Source organism: Agrobacterium sp. NPDC058088, assembly GCF_042885035.1.
Lineage (GTDB): Bacteria > Pseudomonadota > Alphaproteobacteria > Rhizobiales > Rhizobiaceae > Agrobacterium.
Window position 1 is genome coordinate 148120 of sequence record NZ_JBHVSU010000003.1, and the last position, 18315, is coordinate 166434.

The window sequence follows — 18315 nt, forward strand, 5'->3', positions numbered from 1 at the left end:
ATGTTTACTCCATTTCAAACAGCCGGTCGAGGCAATGGCTGAGCGCGCGCCGGAGGTGCCGGTCGACCATATTGCGTGAAATTTTCAGTTTTGAGGCGATCTGGTCCGGGGAGAGGTGATGCAGCCTGTGCAGGACGAAGGCCGTACGCCGTTTTTCGGGCAGTTCGGCAATGGCCTGTTTCAGAACCGCCAGCCGCGCTTCGATGGCCAGGCCCTGATCGGGCGCGCTTTCTGTCGTGACCACGGTTCTGGCATCTTCATCCGAGCCGGAAAAAAGCCTGGATTCGAACTGCTCCCGTCTGATCCGGTCGATCCGCATATTCGAAGCGGCGCGGCACAGGAACGCCTTTATGGATCGCTTGCCGGACAGCGCATCCGGCTGCAAGGCGAGCTTGACATAGAGGTCGTGCACGATTTCCCGCGCGGCCCCGTCCGAGCGGCTGCGTCCCCCCACGGCCTTGATGATATCGCCGTAATGCTCGACGATCGCCCTGTTCAACAGGTCGGTTCCGTCACTTTCATTGAGGCTGGCCGTCGACGTTCGCATTGCTTTCCTGAACCTCCGCAAGCTGCAAGGTGCGACAACTGAAGGCGGACACAGAGCGTAAACCGGATGCTCTCCTTAGGGTCTGTCCGAACCTCGTCATCATCCGGCATCGAAGTTTTGGCCCTTCATTGCCGGTTGGGAATTTCTAGTCACGGGTAAAAAGCGATGCAAGTGCAATGATTTAAGGTCAGAGCCGCAAAAAACTCTGTTGGTGCTTAAAAGAGGACAATTTTTATCATGTTTATGTCTGGATTCATTGCATCTTTTGGCTTGTGAACGAATGGCCGCAAAGGCGGGAGGCAGAAGCGTCTTTCACGAAAAACCCAAAGAATGTTGCGTAGCGGCCACAGGTCAGGCCCCTCGGGCCTGTGATGGAAGGGGCACGCACATCGGTGTTCCCGAAATCGGATCCGGCATGATGACGGCATTGACGCCAAAGACGTCAAGAACATTTGGCGCGGTGATGACGGCGCTTGGGACCCCTGCGTCGAATATCCTGCCGTCCCTGACAAGAACGATTTCGTCAGCATAGCGGGCAGCCTGGTTGAGATCGTGGAGAACCGCGACAATGGTGCGGCCGCGCTCATGAACAAGCTGCCTGATGAGTTCAAGTATTTCGATCTGGTGGGCGAGATCGAGGAACGTCGTCGGTTCATCCAGAAGAAGGATGTCCGTTTCCTGGGCGAGCGTCATCGCGATCCAGGCGCGTTGCCGTTGACCGCCGGAAAGCGCCTCCACCTGACGGCCGGAGAGTGATGTCATGTCGGTCAGTTCGAGAGCATGGGCGCACGCATCCTCATCACGGCTGGACCAGCGCTCGAAAAGCCTGCGATGGGGATAACGCCCTTGCCGGACCAGTTCCGCGACCGACAGTCCTTCCGGGGCCTGCGGTCCTTGCGTGAGGACGCCGATCTGTTTTGCACGCTCCCGCGATGGGATTGTCCGCGTCGAAGCGCCATCCAGAAATATCTCGCCTTTCATGGGGCTGAGAAGTCCGGCGAGTGCACGCAATATCGTGGATTTTCCGCATCCGTTCTTCCCGACGAGAACGGTAAAATGCCCGGACGGAATCTTCAGGTTCAAGTCTTCGACAATGACGGAGCCATTATATCCAAGGGACAGATTGTGTGTCGCGAGGCGGTAATTTTCATGCATGCCGGCGGCCCTTCAGAAGATAGGCGAAAAACGGAGCCCCCAGCAGGGCCGTGACGATACCGGCCGGCAATTGCGCCGGTGCTATGACCGTGCGGCCGATAATATCGGCGACCAACAATAAGAGACTGCCAGTCAGAGCCGCAACCGGAATGAGGGTCCGATGGGCAGGACCAACGATCCGCCTCGCAATATGCGGGGCGATCAGGCCGACAAACCCGACCAGCCCCACCATGGCGACGGTGGCGCCCGATATCAGTGTGCAGAGCACTATCAGGAATGCACGCGCGAGATTGACCTTCTGTCCCAAGCCCGTCGCCACGTCGTCGCCGAAACGGATGAGGTCCAGCTGTCGGCAGGAGAGCCAGGTCAGGGCCAACGGAACGGAAAGCCAGAGCAGAAGGCTTTTGACCTTGGTCCAGTCAGCGCCGTAGACGCTGCCCGATAGCCAGATCATTGCCCGTTGCACATCCATGACGTTGCCGAATGCGGTCAGAAAGCTGGTTCCCGCGCCGGCCATGGCGCTGAGGCCTATGCCGACAAGGATGATCCGGAGGGAGGAGGTGCCACGCTTCCAGGAGAGTGCGTAGACGGCAGCCGCCATCGTGACGGCCCCTGCAAAGCCCGCCCAAGGCAGAACGGCTGGCGAAACATCTGCAAAAAGGATGATAACCACACTTGCGACAAGTGCTGCCCCCGCATTGATGCCAAGAACGCCGGGCTCTGCCAGGGGATTGCGCATGACGGTCTGCGAGATCGTGCCCGCAACGGCAAGGCCGGTGCCGGCCAGCAGGGCGAGGATCGCTCTTGAAAGCCGGAATTCGATGATGATCATCTGCAGATCGGCAGGCGCGTTGCCAATGAGTGCATTCGCGACATCACGCCAGGCAATCGACTGGTCACCCCAGATCATCGCAGCAATGATGGCCAGAAGATTAAGAAGGATCAGAACAGTTATCGCGCGTGTCACGGTCTGCCTGCTCCCGTGCGATAACGCGCCAGCCAGAGGAAAAATGGCGCTCCAATCAGCGCCATCGTGACGCCAACAGGAAAACTCTGGTTGGCGAGGACGATCCGTCCGGCGAGATCGGCGATGACCACCATGATCGCACCGATGATGGCGCTGAAGGGAATGACCCACCGGTAATCCACGCTAATAGCAAGGCGAACGATATGCGGCACGACGAGGCCGACGAAGCCGACGGGCCCGACAAGTGCGACGGCGCTGCCGGAGAGGAGAATGACGATCACGACCGACAGGCTGCGCCAAAGAGCCAGGTTCTGGCCAAGCGCCGTAGCGACATCGCTGCCAAGACTGAGTGTCGTCAGATGACGGGCGAGCAGCAATGATCCGAGCAGTCCTGCCAGCGAATATGGCACCATGGTGAAGACGTGTTCCATAGTCCGGCCGCTTAAGGAACCGACGGTCCACAGCCGCACGGCATCCAGCGTCGTCTGGTCGAAGATCAGAATTGCCGTGGTCAGTGAGGTGAGGAATGTCGCGACCACTGCTCCAGCCAGCACCATGATCAGCGGGGTCGCGCCCACACGGCCGACAGAGCCGATGAAGAAAACACAGAGTGCAGCAAAAGCCGCGCCACCAAAGGCATACCAGACCAGTGCGTCGCCCGAAACGCCGACGATCGACAGGCTGGCGACGACTGCAAAAGCGGCGCCGGCATTGATGCCGAGCAGCCCTGGCGAAGCCAGCGGGTTTTTTGTTACCGCCTGCATGATTGCGCCTGAAACAGCCAGGCCCGCTCCTGCGATCATGGCAGCCGCGACGCGTGGCAGGCGCAGCAACATCACGACGAGATGATCACGCGAGCCGTCAAAGCGGAAGATTGCAGAGAGCACCGTCGACGGTGAAAGGGATGCCGGACCAGCCATTATTGCCAGCAGTGCGGAAACCAGAAGGCCAGCTATGGCCAGCAAAAGCAGGACCGAGCAGAAAAATTCTGCTCGGCGTGGATGTATCGGTCTTTCCGCCCTCGATAGTCCGCGCAACAATGTCACGGCTTATCCAGCAGATATTGCTCGATGTCATCGAGAACTTTGTTTGCTGAGCCGATGCCGTTGAAGCTCATCCATGTTTCGCGCCTGACCCGATGGGCGTTTCCGGATGCGACTGCCGGCAACATTTGCCAGAAGGGGTTGCTGGTCGTGCGGTCGGCAAGCGCGTCGTCCATGGTTGTGTCATATCGGCCGGCAACGACGTAAAGCAGGATGTCCCCGTCAAGGAGTGCGAGGTCCTCCCATTCGGGCCGTTTGAAGACCGTATTGTCCTCAGTCGTTTCGTAAGCACTCCGTTTTACGCCGGCATCACGAAGAACCTCATAAGGCGCATAGGCGGCCGGACCGTCGAGATAGACATGAAAACCGCTGGGCGTCACCCGCAATACCGATACCTTATGGGAAGCGGTCTTCTCTCTGATGGCGGCAACTCGTTTTTCGTAACCGGCCAGCATCGCTGCCGCCTCGTCACTCTTGCCTGAAAGGAGCGCCAATGTGCGGAAATGGTCTTTCCAGCTCTTTGCGTCGATGAGCGCGGTCGGCGCAATCTTGGCGAAGTTCTGGTAGGATTGGCTGTGCAGGGCGGCGTCCCCAATAATCAGGTCAGGCTTCAGCGCGACGATGCGCTCGAGACTCGGCTGCCGTGCTTCGCCAATATCGGCGACCGCCGCCTTTTCGGCTTTTTCTTTCAGTTCGTGGTCTTGAACGGACATGAGCGGTGCGCCGACCAGAGGCAGGCCGAGTTCAAGCGCCATTCCCAGATTGTAGAAGGGATCGAGCACGACGATCCTGCGGGGCGTGTCCGGTACGCAGATCGGTGCGCCATATACGCCCGATGTGAAGGACCGGCCCGAACATTGCGCTGAAGCGCCGGAGGCAAAAAGTCCCATCAGCAAGATGAGAAACGATCGCAGGATCATTCGTTACTCCAGAAATGGAAGCCTGCGCGGCATGAAGCCGCGCAGGAAACGCATCAGAATTTGACCTTGAGATTCAGGCCGACGTTTCGGCGCTCACCGAGCGTGGCGGCAATATTGTTGTCGTTGTAGACAAAATATTTCTCATCCAGAAGGTTCTGCGCAAAGGCGTTGACTTCCCACCTTTCGGTCTTGTAGCCCGCCTGCAGGTTCACGATCCAACGGCTGTCGAGATAATCGTGCGGCAGGCTGCCCAGACGCGCGAGGTAGCTCGAGGTATATTTGGCGTCGGCGCCGACATAGACGCCGTTATCGAAGGTGTAGCGGGCACCGAGACCCAGCGACCATTCCGGCGCTTCCGGGAATGGCAGGCCGGACAGATTGCCATAGGTCAGATCGTTGAAATTCTTGAATTCGGTATGGACGTAGCCGAGCGATGCGAAGGTCTGGAGGTTGTCCGTGACCTTGAATGACGGCTCGAATTCGAAGCCCCATGCTTCCGAAGACGCAGCGTTGATAATGCGCCGGCTCAGCAGATCCGTCGGATCGAGCTGCATCAGAACCTGCTGGTCCGAATATTTGGTGAGGAACACGTTTGAATTCACGGTCAGCCGGTCATCCATGAACGAGCCTTTGTAGAAAATCTCGTAGGTCGATGCCGTTTCCGGTTCGTAATTATAGGCTGTGCGCCGATACGAATCGTAACTCGCGCCACCTGTCCGGAAGCCTTGGGAATAGGTAATCCCGACCGTCTGTGTGTCAGTCAGCTCTTTCGAAAGGCCGATTTTCGGTACGAAATTGACCTCGCTGAAGGATGCGGCATAGTCCGTCACAACAGTCGTGGTGCCACCCAGAGGCTGGGTCCGAACCAGATTTTGCGTTATATCCTGATCCGTATAGTCCAGCCGGCCGCCGAGGGTGATTTTCCATGTCGGAACGAATTCGTATGTCGCCTCTCCGAACAGGGCGGCATTGAACGATTTCTGCGTATTGTGCTGAACCTGGTTGCGGTTGACGGTGGCTGTCAGCGGAATGGTGCGATCATAGAAATTTTTCTCGTCTTCATAAGAAAAATAAACGCCGCCGACCCAGTCCCATTTGTCACCTTCATAATTGAGGCGGACTTCCTGGGAGCCGATCCATTCCTTGTAGTAGCCATGATAGGTGTTGATTTCGCCCGGAGTTCCGTAATTGACCGAAAGGCGATCGGCATCGGAATAGCTGAAGGCCGAAAGTGACGTCAGCTTCAGCTCGTCTGAAAAGTCATGCGTTACCTCCAGTCCGACGTTATGGACGTCGGTCGGGCGATATTCGATGTAGACCGGAAGCTGATAGTCGCCGCGTTTCTGGTCGAAGCTGAAAGGAATAGAGCCCTTGGGGCCGCCAATATCGCGGACGGCGGGATTGTCGTGTGAAAACGAGTAGCTGAGAAGCGCGCGCGTCTCCGGCATTTCTGCCGGTTCAAACAGAACCTTGCCGCGGACCTGGTAATAGAAGTCGTGGGTGAACTCGTTATAGTTCTCAAAACGCTCGAAGGTCGGGTAATTGATATCGTTCTTGCTGCGCTGAACCTCACCGGAAATTCGAACAGCGAGCTGATCGTCCATCAACGGCGCATTGAACATGAAGCCGGTGCCGTAGAGATTGCCGGTGGCGATCGTGGTCGAAAGTTCCGCTTCCTTTTCGAAAGTGGGATCCTTGGTCTTTATGTAAATTGCGCCGGCCATGGCCGCGCGTCCCGACAGGGTTGACTGCGGGCCGCGATAGACTTCGACCTGCTCGACGTCAAACAGCCCGCGTGCCCCGCGGCGCGCGCCACGTACCGTCTGCTGAACGCCGTCAATGTAGAGGGTGGCAAGAGGTGCGCCGCCAGGCACGAGACCTTCCGAGCTGACACCACGAATGATGAAACCGGCATCGGCCCAGTCGCCATCCATGACGTTTGCCATGCGGCGGAAGCTATCGCGGAAACTCCTTAGCTGGCTGTTGTCGATCTGCTCCGCGTTGACGATGCCGATGCTTGAGGATGTGCTGGCAAGCGTCGTAGCGTTGCGGGAACCGTAAATCGTGATGGCCTGCAACTGGGTCGCGCCATCGGCACCGACGGCTGCGGCATCTGCAGGAGCCGGCGCAAGGCTGAGGGCGATCTGGTTCTGGCCGGCAAACCGCGACTGGACACCGGTCCCCGCAAGCACGGCGCTGAGCGCCTGGGAGGGTGTGAGATTGCCCCTGGCGCCGTTAGACGTTTTGCCGTTGGCGATCGACCCGTCAAAGATAATCTGCAGGCCGGTTTGCGTGGCGAGCTGATTAAGCGCGGAAGTCAGCGGCCCGGCGGCAATGGAGATCTGTCGTGGCGCGGTGCTGGTCTGGGCGGCAGTCTGTGCCGCAGCCGGCGCATGTAAAGCCAGAGCAGAAACCGAAGTTGTAAGCAGCACCGCTACCCATCCTGCCAGTCCGGTTCGAGCCGTCCTGCCATTAATTCCCTTGCATTCCATTGAAGCCCCCGCTCCCGCGCACTTGATAAGCGTTTCAGAAAAAAGGCGGCAATATCCGCCCACTCATGCTGAAGACGATCAAAGGTGGCGTGATGGGACTCTCAGGTAAAAAAAATATTGAAAATAATAATCTTATTTTAGGCAGAAATGGGCACGCATTTCCTGAAGAAGAATGCTGTTACGCTCTTCATTCGACTTCAGCACGCAGGTGGGGCACTTTTCCGCACCCTCTACGGTATAATACCGACAGCATCCACCGCGGGCGCGAAACGTATAGGTGAAGGGTTCTTTTAAGGCGCTGTCATGCAGGGTGAGGTCGAAATAACCTAGCTGGCGGTTGTTCAGCGGCGATCCCTGTACCTTGACGATCGTCATGGCCGTAGCCATCGCCTCGGTAAGGCAGCCGAACCGCCTTCCGACATCGAGAAATCTGCCGGCTATCGCATCTCCCACCAGCCGCCACTGCGCGTTTTTCGAAAAGCCGGTCCTTTTTGCCAATGCTTCCACCAGCGGATGGAAATGTTGCTCGACGCCCATGCGGAACCTTTCGCATAAGCCTGCGTGGTCCGTGACCGTCGAAAAAGGCCCGGCCTCACGATCGGTAAATATCTGCGGCGACAGTAGCCGGACGCGTGCCCGCCTCACCGTCATCGCTTCCCCGTCATGTTCGCCATGATGGGTGTAGAACTGCAATGAGACGGAGTCGGGCGACATATCCGGCACCACGCTTCGGCCCACTAGCAGCGGAACCGTGGCCATGAAGAAAATATAGCAATAGTCGCTCATCAGGAATGCGGCGCGACTTTTGAGATCGACGCCGGGATCGAACGACCCTTCATAATCCAGAAATTCTTCCAGCGCCGCGGGGCTGGAGAACAGCTCGGCAGACGTCATCCAGCCGGGAAGCATCGGGCCGGCGCTGCAAGGCACCTCGGGCCACATGGACTGCTGTAGGGCAGTCGCTTCCGTCAGACTATCGGCGGCGGAGGCGCCGGCTGTTTCATGATCCCTCATTGTCTGCCGCATCCTCAGTTTGGCATCGCAAGTCAGGCTCATGCCGTTCCGGTTGAAACAGCGCAAGCCTGCACCTGATCGGTTTGCCATAATTGGCCCAGTTTTCCAATGAAGTGAGCGAAGGCCTGTGGCGCGAGCATATGCGCCCCTTCGATCTGATGCATCGTGATGTCTTGCCCGATACAGTTTTCCCAGGCACCTGCCGCATGCCAGCTGACAAGATGGTCGGCATCGGCAACGAAGACATGGACCGGGAATGTCACGGGCAGATGCGGAGGGGTGAACTGATAAGTCTCGCAAATGCGAAAATCATTGCGCAGAACCGGCTCGAACAGGGCCATAGCCTCTCTGTCACGTAATATTTCGTCCGGCGTGCCGCCGATCGCGACCAGCGATTGGTGAAAATCCTCGCTCGTCATGCTGTGGATGGGCTCACGCCCCTCAAGGACGCGGTCGGGCGCGTTGGAACCGAGAATGTAGAAGGCGTCGGGAAGCGGCAGGCGCCGAACAGAGAGGTGTCGGAGCAGTTCATAGGCCAAAACCGCGCCCATGGAATAACCGAACAGGGCATAGGGCGCCTGCAGCAGCCCGGCGATTTCGTTTCCGACGTGGTCGGCAAGGCTCTGGATATCGCGTGGCAGCGGCTTGGTGAAATGCGCTTCGCGACCGGGCAGGGCGACCGGTACGACGTCAAATACGGCCTGTGAGTTCTGTACCCATGATCGGAACAGGCTCGGGCCGGCGCCGGCCGGGGGTAGGCAGATCAACCGCGGACGAACGGTCATCGGGGCTCCTCTCATATTTCAATCGCATTGTATTCGCCGACTGGCGCGGCGGTTGCTTTCAACGCGTCGATGAATGCCGCAAAATCCGCAAGCACCGGACGGTCGAACAGGACTTTTACGGGAAAATTGATCGCAAATTCTCGCCGCACCCGGTTGACGACCCTGGCTGCCAGAAGCGAATGGCCACCGAGATCGAAGAAATTGTCGCTATTGCGCTGGGCCTCAACTTTCAGAACCTCTGCCCATATCCGGGCAATCCTTTCTTCCGTCTCCGTCCAGGCGTTAGCGGAGAGGGGCTGATCATTATGTGTTACCGCCACAGGCGGCGCAGGCTTGTCGATATCGACCGGCTTTGTGTCCGGATCGGATACATGCGGAACCGCCGCCGTGCCGCCGACCATCTCGCCGATTGTCGCGTCAAGCTCGTTCAGAAATGCCTCCATCTCCTGCGCAGCAATGCAGCGCCTGTCGTATCGGGCGGAAATCGCAATCTTCGTGGCGTCGGCAGCCGCAAACAGGGTGAGGGGATAGTGGGTCCATTCATCGACTTCGACGCCGGTCACGGCGAATGTCGCTTCCGCCGATATGTCTCGCGGCACGGGATAATTTTCAAAGACCAGCAGGCAGTCGAAAAGATCGCCCCGCCCGGCCTGTATCTCGCGTAACGGAAGATAGTCATGCTCCGCACAGGCGGACTGGCGTTTCTGCAATGTCTGCAGCCACGGCGCGAGGTTGCCCTTGTCAACTTCGATGCACACCGGCAGCGTGTTGATGAACAGGCCGACCATGTTTTCCACGCCCTGTAGTTCGGGTGGACGCCCGGCCGTCGTCGCACCGAAGACGACATGTCTCTTGCCGGTTTTTCGGGCAATGACGATGGCAAGTGCGGCCTGCAGCAGGGTATTGGGGGTAATCCCCATGTCCCTGCACAGTTTTGCCGCCTGCGTGGAAACGGCGGGATCGCAGGTGAGGTGATGACTTGAGAAATCGGCCTTGCCGCCGGTGGCGTCGCGGGTAATCCTGTGCGGTCCGTCGATCCTGGCAGTGTAGTCCGTCCAGAACGCACGCGTCGCCTCACGCTTCCTGCTTTTCAGCCAGGCAATATAATCCACATAGGGTCGTGGTGCGGGCAGTGGCGGACGTGATGAGCCGCACCGTCTCTGATAGGTCCTGAAGGCGTCTTCGACGATGCGCCCTGCCGACCATCCATCGAGAATAATATGATGATACTGAAGCACAAGGCGCGAATTTTCCCCGCCATAGTCGATCCATTGCAGACGGATGAGCGGAGCATTTTTCAGATCGAAAGCCTGCCGCCGGTTGGTGTAGAGAAGCGTGCCGAGGCGGCTGTGCTGCTCCTCTACATCAATACCGGACCAGTCCAGTTGCGACCAAAAAAGGCTGGCATCGCTGTGGACCACCTGAAAGGGCTCGTCTCTTTCTTCCCAGTGAAAGGTGGTGCGCAAAACGGCGTGGCGCGACACCATTTCGCTCCAGCAATCATGCATGATCTGCGGATCGACGGCGCCCCTCAGTTGCAGGACGATCTGCGGCACGTAGACGCCCTCGTCAGGCGTGGCGATGGAGTGGAACAGCAATCCTTCCTGCATCGGTGACAGCGGATAGATGTTTTCGATAGCCGGGCGGCGGCGGCTTTCAAGCGGGCGATTGTCCATTGTGTCACAAGCTCTTTAGCAGATTGTCGAGTTCGTCCTGGCCGAGATCCATCAGCGGGAAATCAGAAACGCTGTAGCCAGCACCTGTACCATCAAGGCAATGCTGGATCAGCGTTTCAAGATTGTCCCGGAAATCTTCGGCCAGCATCCTGATGGTGTCCCCGGAATGCAGCTGCGCGCCATAGACCCATTGCAACTGCAATTCGCCGCGCACCACCATGGCGTTGATCTCGAGGATCGCATCGCGCGGGTTGCCGGAGCCGTACATCGGACCGGAGGTAATGCCGGAGGGAGCAAACAGGCTGTCGGCTCCAAACATGGCATCCATCTGGCCGAGATAATTGAAGCGGACCTGCGGTTGGCCGTAGTCCAAATGCTTACCCCTGTTGCGAAGATATTTCAGAACGCCGAAACCCACGCCATTATTGGGAATTCGCCGCAGGGTGTCCTTGACGTCGAGAAGCAGGCGGTCTGGCGTTGCCTCATCAGGCGTATCGAACAACACGGGATAAAGCGCGGTCAGCCACCCCACCGTTTCGGAAACATCGATATCTTCGAACAGATGCGGTCTGCCGTGGCTTTCCATTTCAAGGCGCAGGCGTGGCTTTCCACTCCATTGGCGCAGCGTCAGATAAAGGGCTGCGACCAGAACTTCGTTCGGGGCGACGCTGAAGCATTCCGGCACATCCCGAAGCAATTGCCTTGTCGTTTCGGCATCGATCGTCTGCCGGTACGTCATCGCATCCGATTGAGTATTGCTGCCACTCTGGTTGTCGAGCGGCAGCGCCTGCACGTCTTCTTCGCAGATGCCGCGCCAATATGCCTCCTCTCCATCGAAAAGCACCGACCGCAAAAGCCGGCTGTTCCAACTGCCCGCAGCGACCGTGCCGGAGCGGATGGTGCCAGTTTCCAGATAATGTCGCTCGATATCCGCGACGATCATTCGCCAGGACACGCCATCGACGATGAGGTGGTGGGCCGCGAGGATGAGGCGCCCGGAACCATCGGGCAATGTCGCGAAAATAGCGCCGAAGAGAGGCCCGGCACTCATATCGAAGCTAGCGTGGAGCTTTTTGGCAAAATCCGTGACCTCCTTCTCATCTGCGGCGGCCAGTCGCTGCATGAGGGGCATCCCCGAAATGGGGGCAAATTTCTGTTGCCATTGCCCGTTTTCACGCAAAAATCTGGCGCGGAGCGATTGATGCGCGTCTACAACTCTGGCGATCGCCTTTTCCAGCCGGTCGAGATCGAGAGATCGGGTGGGTTTCAGGATCAGTCCCTGGTTCCAGTGGGAGAGATCGGGCAGATCCTGATCCAGCAGCCAGCGCTGTATTGCGCCGAGCGTCGCTTCGTCATCAGCTTGATCGTTTTCGGTCGTCGCCGTGCTTTCCGTGCGTGTCGCTTCTGCGAGCGATGCGAGCGTGGGGTGGAGGAATACGTCGCGCGGGGTCATCCTCAACCCCTTCTGGCGGGCCTGAGACACCAGCTGGATGGCAAGGATGGAATCGCCGCCGAGCGAGAAGAAATTGTCGTTTCGCCGGATGTCTCCGCAGCCGAGCAAGCCTTGCCATATCTGCGCCAGCACGTTCTCTCGGTCATTGAGCGGGCTTGCGGTTTCAGTGGAGCGTTCGCCATGGGCTGCGGGATCGGGCAGGGCGGATCGGTCCAGCTTGCCGTTTGGCAGGCGCGGAAGCGCATCGAGCCTTGTTGCAAGGGTGGGAATGAAGCGCTCAGGCAGGCGTTGCCTGAGGGTTGCAACGAGTTTGGCGATCTCTAGTGAGGGACTGCCGGCAACCCACATCGCCAGGCGCGGATGATTGGAGGCATCGCGCCAGAGCCCGGCAACGGCCTCGTGCACCCCTTCCTGCTGAAGCAATACGGCCTCAATTTCACCCGGCTCGATACGAAACCCGTTGAGCTTCAGCTGCCGGTCGCCGCGCCCCATGTAATCGAGGCCACCATCATCACGTCTGCGCACGATATCGCCGGTTTGATACATGACGCGGTGTTCGCTGCAATCGGCAAAAGGATTGGGCAGAAAACGCTCGGCCGTCTGGCCGGGCCGGTTCCAGTAGCCACGTGCCAGCCCGCTGCCGGACAGGAACAATTCACCGGGAACGCCAACCGGCACCTCGTTTAACTCGCCGTCGAGCACATAGGCGCGGGTATTGGCAATCGGAACCCCGATCCCGAACCATTCTCCCGATCTGGGCACCGGCGCCACCGTCGAATAGGTCGTGTCTTCCGAGGGGCCATAAAGATTATAGAGTCTCTCGACATGGTCGTTGGCGTAAATCCGCGCGACAAGTTCACGAGGAAGCGGCTCTCCCGCCAGGCAAACCGTTTTCACGCTCTCCGGCAGGGGCCCGAGTTTGAGCAGTTCGGATATCGGCGTCGGAACAGTGTTCACCAGCGTTACTTCACCCGAAAACGGTGCGCTCGGGAAGGCAAAGAGGTCGTCCACCATGAAGATGCGTCCACCCGCCGCAAGCGTCGCAAATATTTCGAATATCGAAAGATCAAAGCAGATCGAGGTGGAGGCGAGCACGCCGGATAGCTGATCTCCGGTGAAGCTGTGCAGGCACCATTGCACGAAAGAAACGGCGTTGCGATGTTCGATGGCCACGCCCTTCGGCCTGCCGGTCGAGCCTGATGTGTAGATGATATAGGCAAGATCGGAGCCTGACGTTGCTGGCGTCGGCACGGCCCCGCCTGCCAGACTTTCCACCATGCCCGGCGTCATGCAGCGGAAATTCTGTCCGGCAGTCGAGATATCATCCTCTGTCGTGACCAGAATGAGCGCCAGATCGGCGTCCGCGGCGATGAATTCTATGCGGTCGGCAGGGTAACGCGGGTCGAGCGGCACATAGGCCGCGCCGGTGCGAAGAACGGCCAATATGGCGACCACCAGCCCCACGCTTCTTTCAAGACGGATGCCGACGCGTTTGCCACGGCCTATGCCTGCTGCAGCGAGCCCGCTGGCGAGCTGGTCGGCTCCTCGGTCAAGTTCGGCATAGGACAGGCTCCGGTCCTGATCAGTGACGGCTATTGCCTGCGGATTGGCGTCAGCACTCGCTTTTACGAAGTCGTGCAGGCAGCGCCGCTGCGGCTGAAAGGCCACCTCCGTGTCGTTCCACTGCCGCAGCCTTTTCTGCTGGCTGCCTGACAGCAGGGAGAGCCTGTCGAGTGGCACATCAGGATGTTCGACAATCTTTTCAAGTAGGGCGACCAGCGCATCACCAAGCGATTCCATGGTTGAGCGGCGGAAAAGATCGCTGCGATATTCCAGACGGCACGAAAGTTCGTGCGCCGTTTCATGGATGAACAATGTCAGGTCCACACGCGACGACGTGTCGGGAAGCACCAGTCTTTCCCAATCCATACCGGCAAGCGAAATGGCTTCACGCCGGGTTTCGACGGTCGAGACGAGCATGGCCTGGAACAGCGGGTTATGGCTCCATGTCCGGGGAAGTGAGAGCGCATCAACCACTTTCTCAAAAGGCGCAGCCTGGTTGGCGAAAGCGCTTAATGCCGTGTCGCGGGTTGCCTTCAGTGCTTCGTTGAAGCTCTCGCCGCCTTGGGTCTGCAATCGGATCGCCAGCGTATTGGCAAACATCCCGATGATGTGTTCCAGATCGGGGTGGAACCGCTCGGATATCGGTGTCCCGATGACGATATCGCGCATGCCGCTGGCGCGCTGGAGCAGCGTCGAGAATGCTGTCAGCATTCCCATGAAGAGGGTAGCGCCTTGCTGGTCGCAGAGCTTGCGCAGTCTTGCGAGCAAAGCCGCGTCAAGCGAGAATCGGATGCTGTCACCCGAGAAGCCCTGTATGGCGGGCCGCACAAAATCCGTCGGTAACTCCAGCAGCGGTGGAGCGCCTGCAAGCGTCTTCCGCCAGTAGTCGACCTCATTCGCGGTGTCCTGCTCCCGCTGCCAGACTGCAAAATCCGCATATTGCAGCGGCAGCGTCCCGTTTGGCGGTGCGGTTTTCTTTAAGAGGGACACGTAAAACTCAGCAACATCGTTGAGCAGAATTTCCGCTGAAAGGGCGTCACCGATGATGTGGTGCAGTATGAAAAGCAGAACATGGTCCTGCGGGCCGGTGCGGAAGGCGTGAATGCGCAGGAGCGGCGCGACGGCAAGATCGAATGGCCGGCGCGCGCAGTCGAGCAGGGCAGCCTCGAGTTCCCTATCGTAGATCTCTTCCGGCACGATCCGGAATATCATCTCGGGGTCAGTCTCGACGAATGGCTTGCCATCGACGGAGACGAACCGGCTGCGCAGGATATCCTGCTTTTGCGCCGTCAGTTCCAACGCATGCGAGAGGATTTCGAAATCGGGCGTTCCCCTGATCTTCAGGGCAAACGGAATATTATAAAGCGGGCTGTCCGGTTCAAGCTGCGCGAGCGCCCATTGCCTGTTCTGTGCATGCGACAGTGGCGTTAGGCCGGTATGGTTCCTCTTTGCCAGTCCGGATGAAGCCGCTTCCGATCCGCGTCCGGTGATGGCCACCAGCGCATCGACAGCACCGGCAAATTCCGAAAGCCTCGGTTTTTCAAAAATGGCGCGCAGCGGCAGGTCGATGGAAAACGACGTCCGCAAACGCGCGAGCACCCGCGTCGCGAGTAGGGAATGGCCGCCAACCGTGAAGAAATTGTCGTCACGGCCGATCTTTTCGGCGCCGAGCAATTCACGCCATATGGCCGCAACCATCCGCTCGGTGCCGTCGCGCGGAGCGGCATAGGCGGCTGACGAGACTATGTGTTTCGGTCGCTCAAGCCGCTTGCGATCGATCTTGCCATTGGCGTTTAATGGAAAACTGTCCATCCAGACATAGGCTGAGGGAAGCATGTAGGAGGGAAGCTGCGACGCGAGCGCTGTGCGGATCGCTTCCTCGTCCACCACGCCTGTCCCGCGGCGGCAATAGGCGACGAGGTTGCCCGAGCCTTCCTCATCGTACCAAAGGGTAACGACGGCCTGCTCGATGGAAGGCTGCGAGGCGAGGATCGCCTCGATTTCGCTGAGTTCGATGCGGAAACCGCGAAGCTTGACCTGAAAATCGGCGCGGCCGACATAAAGAAGGTGCCCGGCGGCGGAACGCCGCATCAGGTCACCGGTTCGGTATAGCCTTGACGTTTCAGGACGACCGTTCGAGCCTGCGGCTGGGCCTTCGACGAAGGCGCGCGACGTCAGATCGTCCCGCTTGAAATAGCCGGGGCTCAGACCTTCGCCACCGATATACAGTTCTCCGACAACGCCTGCCGGCACCGGCATCAGCGCGTCATCGAGCAAATGCAACTGCGTATTGGCGATCGGCTCGCCGATCGGCAGGGCAGGAAGTTCCAGATGTTTGGGGGTTATGCGAGTGCAGGTGGACCAGATGGTCGTTTCGGTCGGGCCGTAGAGGTTCCACAATTCGCCACCGGTCTCCAGCAGGCGGCGGGCAAGGCCCGGCTCGAGCGCTTCACCGCCGCAAAGCATCCTGAAACCTGCCGGAGCCTTCCAGTCGGCGTCTGCCATCAGCCGCCATGTCGCGGGGGTCGCCTGCATCATCGTCGCGCCGTGGTTCCGGATAAGCTCCGAAAGGGCCATATCGTCATAGACATCATCGGCTTCGGCGATGATCAGCAGGCCGCCGACTATGAGCGGCATCAAAAGCTCGAGGGTAGCGATGTCAAAGGCCGGCGTGGTGACGGCGAGGAACCGGTCTTCAGCGGTCATGCCTGGCCGTCTCGCCATGCTGGTTAGAAGATTGACCAGGCTTTTCTGCCGGATCGGCACGCCTTTCGGCCGGCCTGTCGAACCTGACGTGTAGATGATATACGCCACATCGTCAGGCAACGTCTCGCGGTGCGGATTGCTGAAGGAGCCGGTTGCGCGCAGCAGAGGTTCAATCGCCATGCAATCGAAAGGATATGCCGCTTGCGCAGTGTCATCGTCAGCCTCGCTGACGAGAATAATGTCAGGCCTGCAGTCTTCGAGAATGAGTGCGCGCCGTTCCGCCGGGTGCCCGGGGTCGAGAGGCACATAATGGCCACCGAGTTTCAGCACCGCGAGGATGGCGATGACGAGGTTTTCGGAACGCGGCAGGCAGATGGCGATGCGGGGATGGGGTTTGTCTTTGCCGATGCGATCACGCAACCCCGACGCTACGCGGTTGGCGGCATCGTTGATATCGCCATGGGAATATTGCCGGGCACCGCAGCGCACAGCCGCAAACGAACCGCGCGTCTGGGCGGTCTCTTCCAGCAGCGATGCGACATCTTTTGATGGAAAGGCAATGGTGGTCCGGTTCGCAGTCGCTATAGCCGCATGCTCCGTCTCGTCCAGCAGGTCGATTTCGGCGATGCGACCGCTTGGATTCGATACGAGCCCGCCGAGCAGTCTCATGAAGTAGCCGGAGAAGCGTGCCACCGTTTCAGGCAGGAAGAGTTCCGTATTGTATTCGAAAACGCCGCTGAAACCTTCGGTTTCCCGTCCCTCGTGCATATCGAGGCTGAGATCGAAACGCGAGGCGCCTGAATCGAGCGCGATCGGTGTGACTTTGATATCGCCGAGGTCGAAAGTTGCACCCACGACGTTGTGAAGCACGAAGGTCGACTGGAACAAGGCGTTGTGGCCGATGTCACGCTCGACATTCAGCGCATCCACCACCTGCTCAAAGGGGACATCCTGGTTGGACAGGGCTTCAAGCGTCGTCTCCCGAACCCGTCCGAGCAGCGCATCGAAAGTGTCATTCGGTTGCAGGCGGGTCCGCATGACGAGATTGTTGACGAACAGCCCGATGAGGTTGCGGGTCTGCGCCCAGTTGCGGTTCGATGCCGTCGTGCCGATGCAGATGTCGTCTGATCTCGAAAGGCGGGCGAGCAGAATTTGATAGGCCGCCAGCAGCACCATGAATGTCGTCAGGTTCCGGCTTTTCGCCAGGTCCTTGATGGCGGCGGAGAGGTTGGGCCCAAGGTGGAACTTATGCCGGGCACCGCGAAACGCCTGCGTCACCGGCCGGGCGAAATCGAACGGAAGTTGAAGCAGCAACGGTGCGTCACGAAGCTGTTCGCGCCAGTAGTCGACCTGGCCAGAAAGCGCCGCAGTGCCGTTGCGCTGCCATTCGGCATAGTCGCGATACTGGATATCGAGTGCCGGAAGCTGGCCGGTGGAGGGAGATCCGGACGCGCTATAGAGTCTGTGGACCTCGTCGATGAGGATCTGCATCGAGGCGTAGTCGGAAATGATGTGATGGATGACAATGACGAGGATATGCTCGTCAGGTGCGACGGAAAACAGGCCCACGCGAAACAGCGGACCTTGCGAGAGTTCGAATGGCTCCCGCGCGAAGCGGCTTATGGCGGCATCGCGTGCGGTCTCTTCATCGCCCGGTTGGTGAAAACTGAAGTCTGCCGTTGACCGGGAGGAAATGACCTGGAATGGCTCTCCGTCAAGCACCTTAAAAACCGTCCGCAGGCTTTCATGGCGCTCTACGACAATATCGAAGCAGGTCTTCAGCCTGACGCGGTCGAGCGGACCTTTCAGCCTCACGGCCAGAGGTATCGAATATGCGCCTGAGCCGGGCTGCATCTGCTCGACGAACCAGATACGTTCCTGAGCATGGCTCAGGCGGACGTTCTTTTTTTCGGATGCCTGCTGTCCGGCCATCATGCGCTGCAGAAGCTGGCGCTTTTCATCTGCGGTCAGTCGGGAAATATCCATTGTGTTCA

At 58.9% G+C, this 18315-nt stretch carries 10 protein-coding genes; all 10 read right to left on the reverse strand.

Going from position 1 to position 18315, the window contains the following annotated elements; translation table 11 throughout:
* Positions 1 to 4: 4 nt before the first annotated feature.
* Complete coding sequence (locus ACFVTJ_RS10810; protein WP_386907180.1) at positions 5 to 547, reverse strand: RNA polymerase sigma factor; 543 nt, start codon at positions 545 to 547, stop codon at positions 5 to 7.
* Between the two features lie 351 nt (positions 548 to 898).
* Positions 899 to 1702, reverse strand: coding sequence for an ABC transporter ATP-binding protein (locus ACFVTJ_RS10815; protein WP_386907182.1), 804 nt, complete (start codon positions 1700 to 1702; stop codon positions 899 to 901).
* On the reverse strand, positions 1695 to 2669 hold the full coding sequence (locus ACFVTJ_RS10820; RefSeq protein WP_386907184.1) for a FecCD family ABC transporter permease: 975 nt from the start codon (positions 2667 to 2669) through the stop codon (positions 1695 to 1697). Before ACFVTJ_RS10820 ends, ACFVTJ_RS10815 begins: the two co-directional genes overlap by 8 nt.
* On the reverse strand, positions 2666 to 3715 hold the full coding sequence (locus tag ACFVTJ_RS10825) for a FecCD family ABC transporter permease (RefSeq protein ID WP_386907186.1): 1050 nt from the start codon (positions 3713 to 3715) through the stop codon (positions 2666 to 2668). Before ACFVTJ_RS10825 ends, ACFVTJ_RS10820 begins: the two co-directional genes overlap by 4 nt.
* Positions 3712 to 4632 carry an iron-siderophore ABC transporter substrate-binding protein gene (locus tag ACFVTJ_RS10830; RefSeq protein ID WP_386907188.1) on the reverse strand — a complete coding sequence of 307 codons (921 nt, stop codon included), beginning with the start codon at positions 4630 to 4632 and terminating at the stop codon, positions 3712 to 3714. Before ACFVTJ_RS10830 ends, ACFVTJ_RS10825 begins: the two co-directional genes overlap by 4 nt.
* Positions 4633 to 4685: 53 nt before the next feature.
* The gene (locus tag ACFVTJ_RS10835; RefSeq protein ID WP_386907190.1) at positions 4686 to 7064 is read right to left on the reverse strand and encodes a TonB-dependent receptor domain-containing protein; all 2379 of its coding nucleotides are present in this window, start codon (positions 7062 to 7064) and stop codon (positions 4686 to 4688) included.
* A 192-nt stretch (positions 7065 to 7256) separates the two neighbouring features.
* On the reverse strand, positions 7257 to 8138 hold the full coding sequence (locus ACFVTJ_RS10840) for a (2Fe-2S)-binding protein (protein ID WP_386907191.1): 882 nt from the start codon (positions 8136 to 8138) through the stop codon (positions 7257 to 7259).
* 38 nt (positions 8139 to 8176) lie between these two features.
* The gene (locus tag ACFVTJ_RS10845; RefSeq protein ID WP_386907193.1) at positions 8177 to 8923 is read right to left on the reverse strand and encodes a thioesterase II family protein; all 747 of its coding nucleotides are present in this window, start codon (positions 8921 to 8923) and stop codon (positions 8177 to 8179) included.
* Between the two features lie 11 nt (positions 8924 to 8934).
* Complete coding sequence (locus tag ACFVTJ_RS10850; protein ID WP_386907195.1) at positions 8935 to 10599, reverse strand: condensation domain-containing protein; 1665 nt, start codon at positions 10597 to 10599, stop codon at positions 8935 to 8937.
* A 4-nt stretch (positions 10600 to 10603) separates the two neighbouring features.
* Positions 10604 to 18307: an amino acid adenylation domain-containing protein gene (locus ACFVTJ_RS10855; protein ID WP_386908017.1), complete on the reverse strand. Its 7704-nt coding sequence runs from the start codon at positions 18305 to 18307 to the stop codon at positions 10604 to 10606.
* Positions 18308 to 18315: the final 8 nt, after the last annotated feature.

Excerpts from the sequence above, each read along its gene's own strand:
- ACFVTJ_RS10810 (WP_386907180.1), bottom strand. The coding sequence starts at position 547 with ATGCGAACGTCGACGGCCAGCCTCAATGAAAGTGACGGAACCGACCTG.
- ACFVTJ_RS10815 (WP_386907182.1), bottom strand. The coding sequence starts at position 1,702 with ATGCATGAAAATTACCGCCTCGCGACACACAATCTGTCCCTTGGATAT.
- ACFVTJ_RS10830 (WP_386907188.1), bottom strand. The coding sequence starts at position 4,632 with ATGATCCTGCGATCGTTTCTCATCTTGCTGATGGGACTTTTTGCCTCC.
- ACFVTJ_RS10840 (WP_386907191.1), bottom strand. The coding sequence starts at position 8,138 with ATGAGGGATCATGAAACAGCCGGCGCCTCCGCCGCCGATAGTCTGACG.
- ACFVTJ_RS10845 (WP_386907193.1), bottom strand. The coding sequence starts at position 8,923 with ATGACCGTTCGTCCGCGGTTGATCTGCCTACCCCCGGCCGGCGCCGGC.
- ACFVTJ_RS10850 (WP_386907195.1), bottom strand. The coding sequence starts at position 10,599 with ATGGACAATCGCCCGCTTGAAAGCCGCCGCCGCCCGGCTATCGAAAAC.
- ACFVTJ_RS10855 (WP_386908017.1), bottom strand. The coding sequence starts at position 18,307 with ATGGATATTTCCCGACTGACCGCAGATGAAAAGCGCCAGCTTCTGCAG.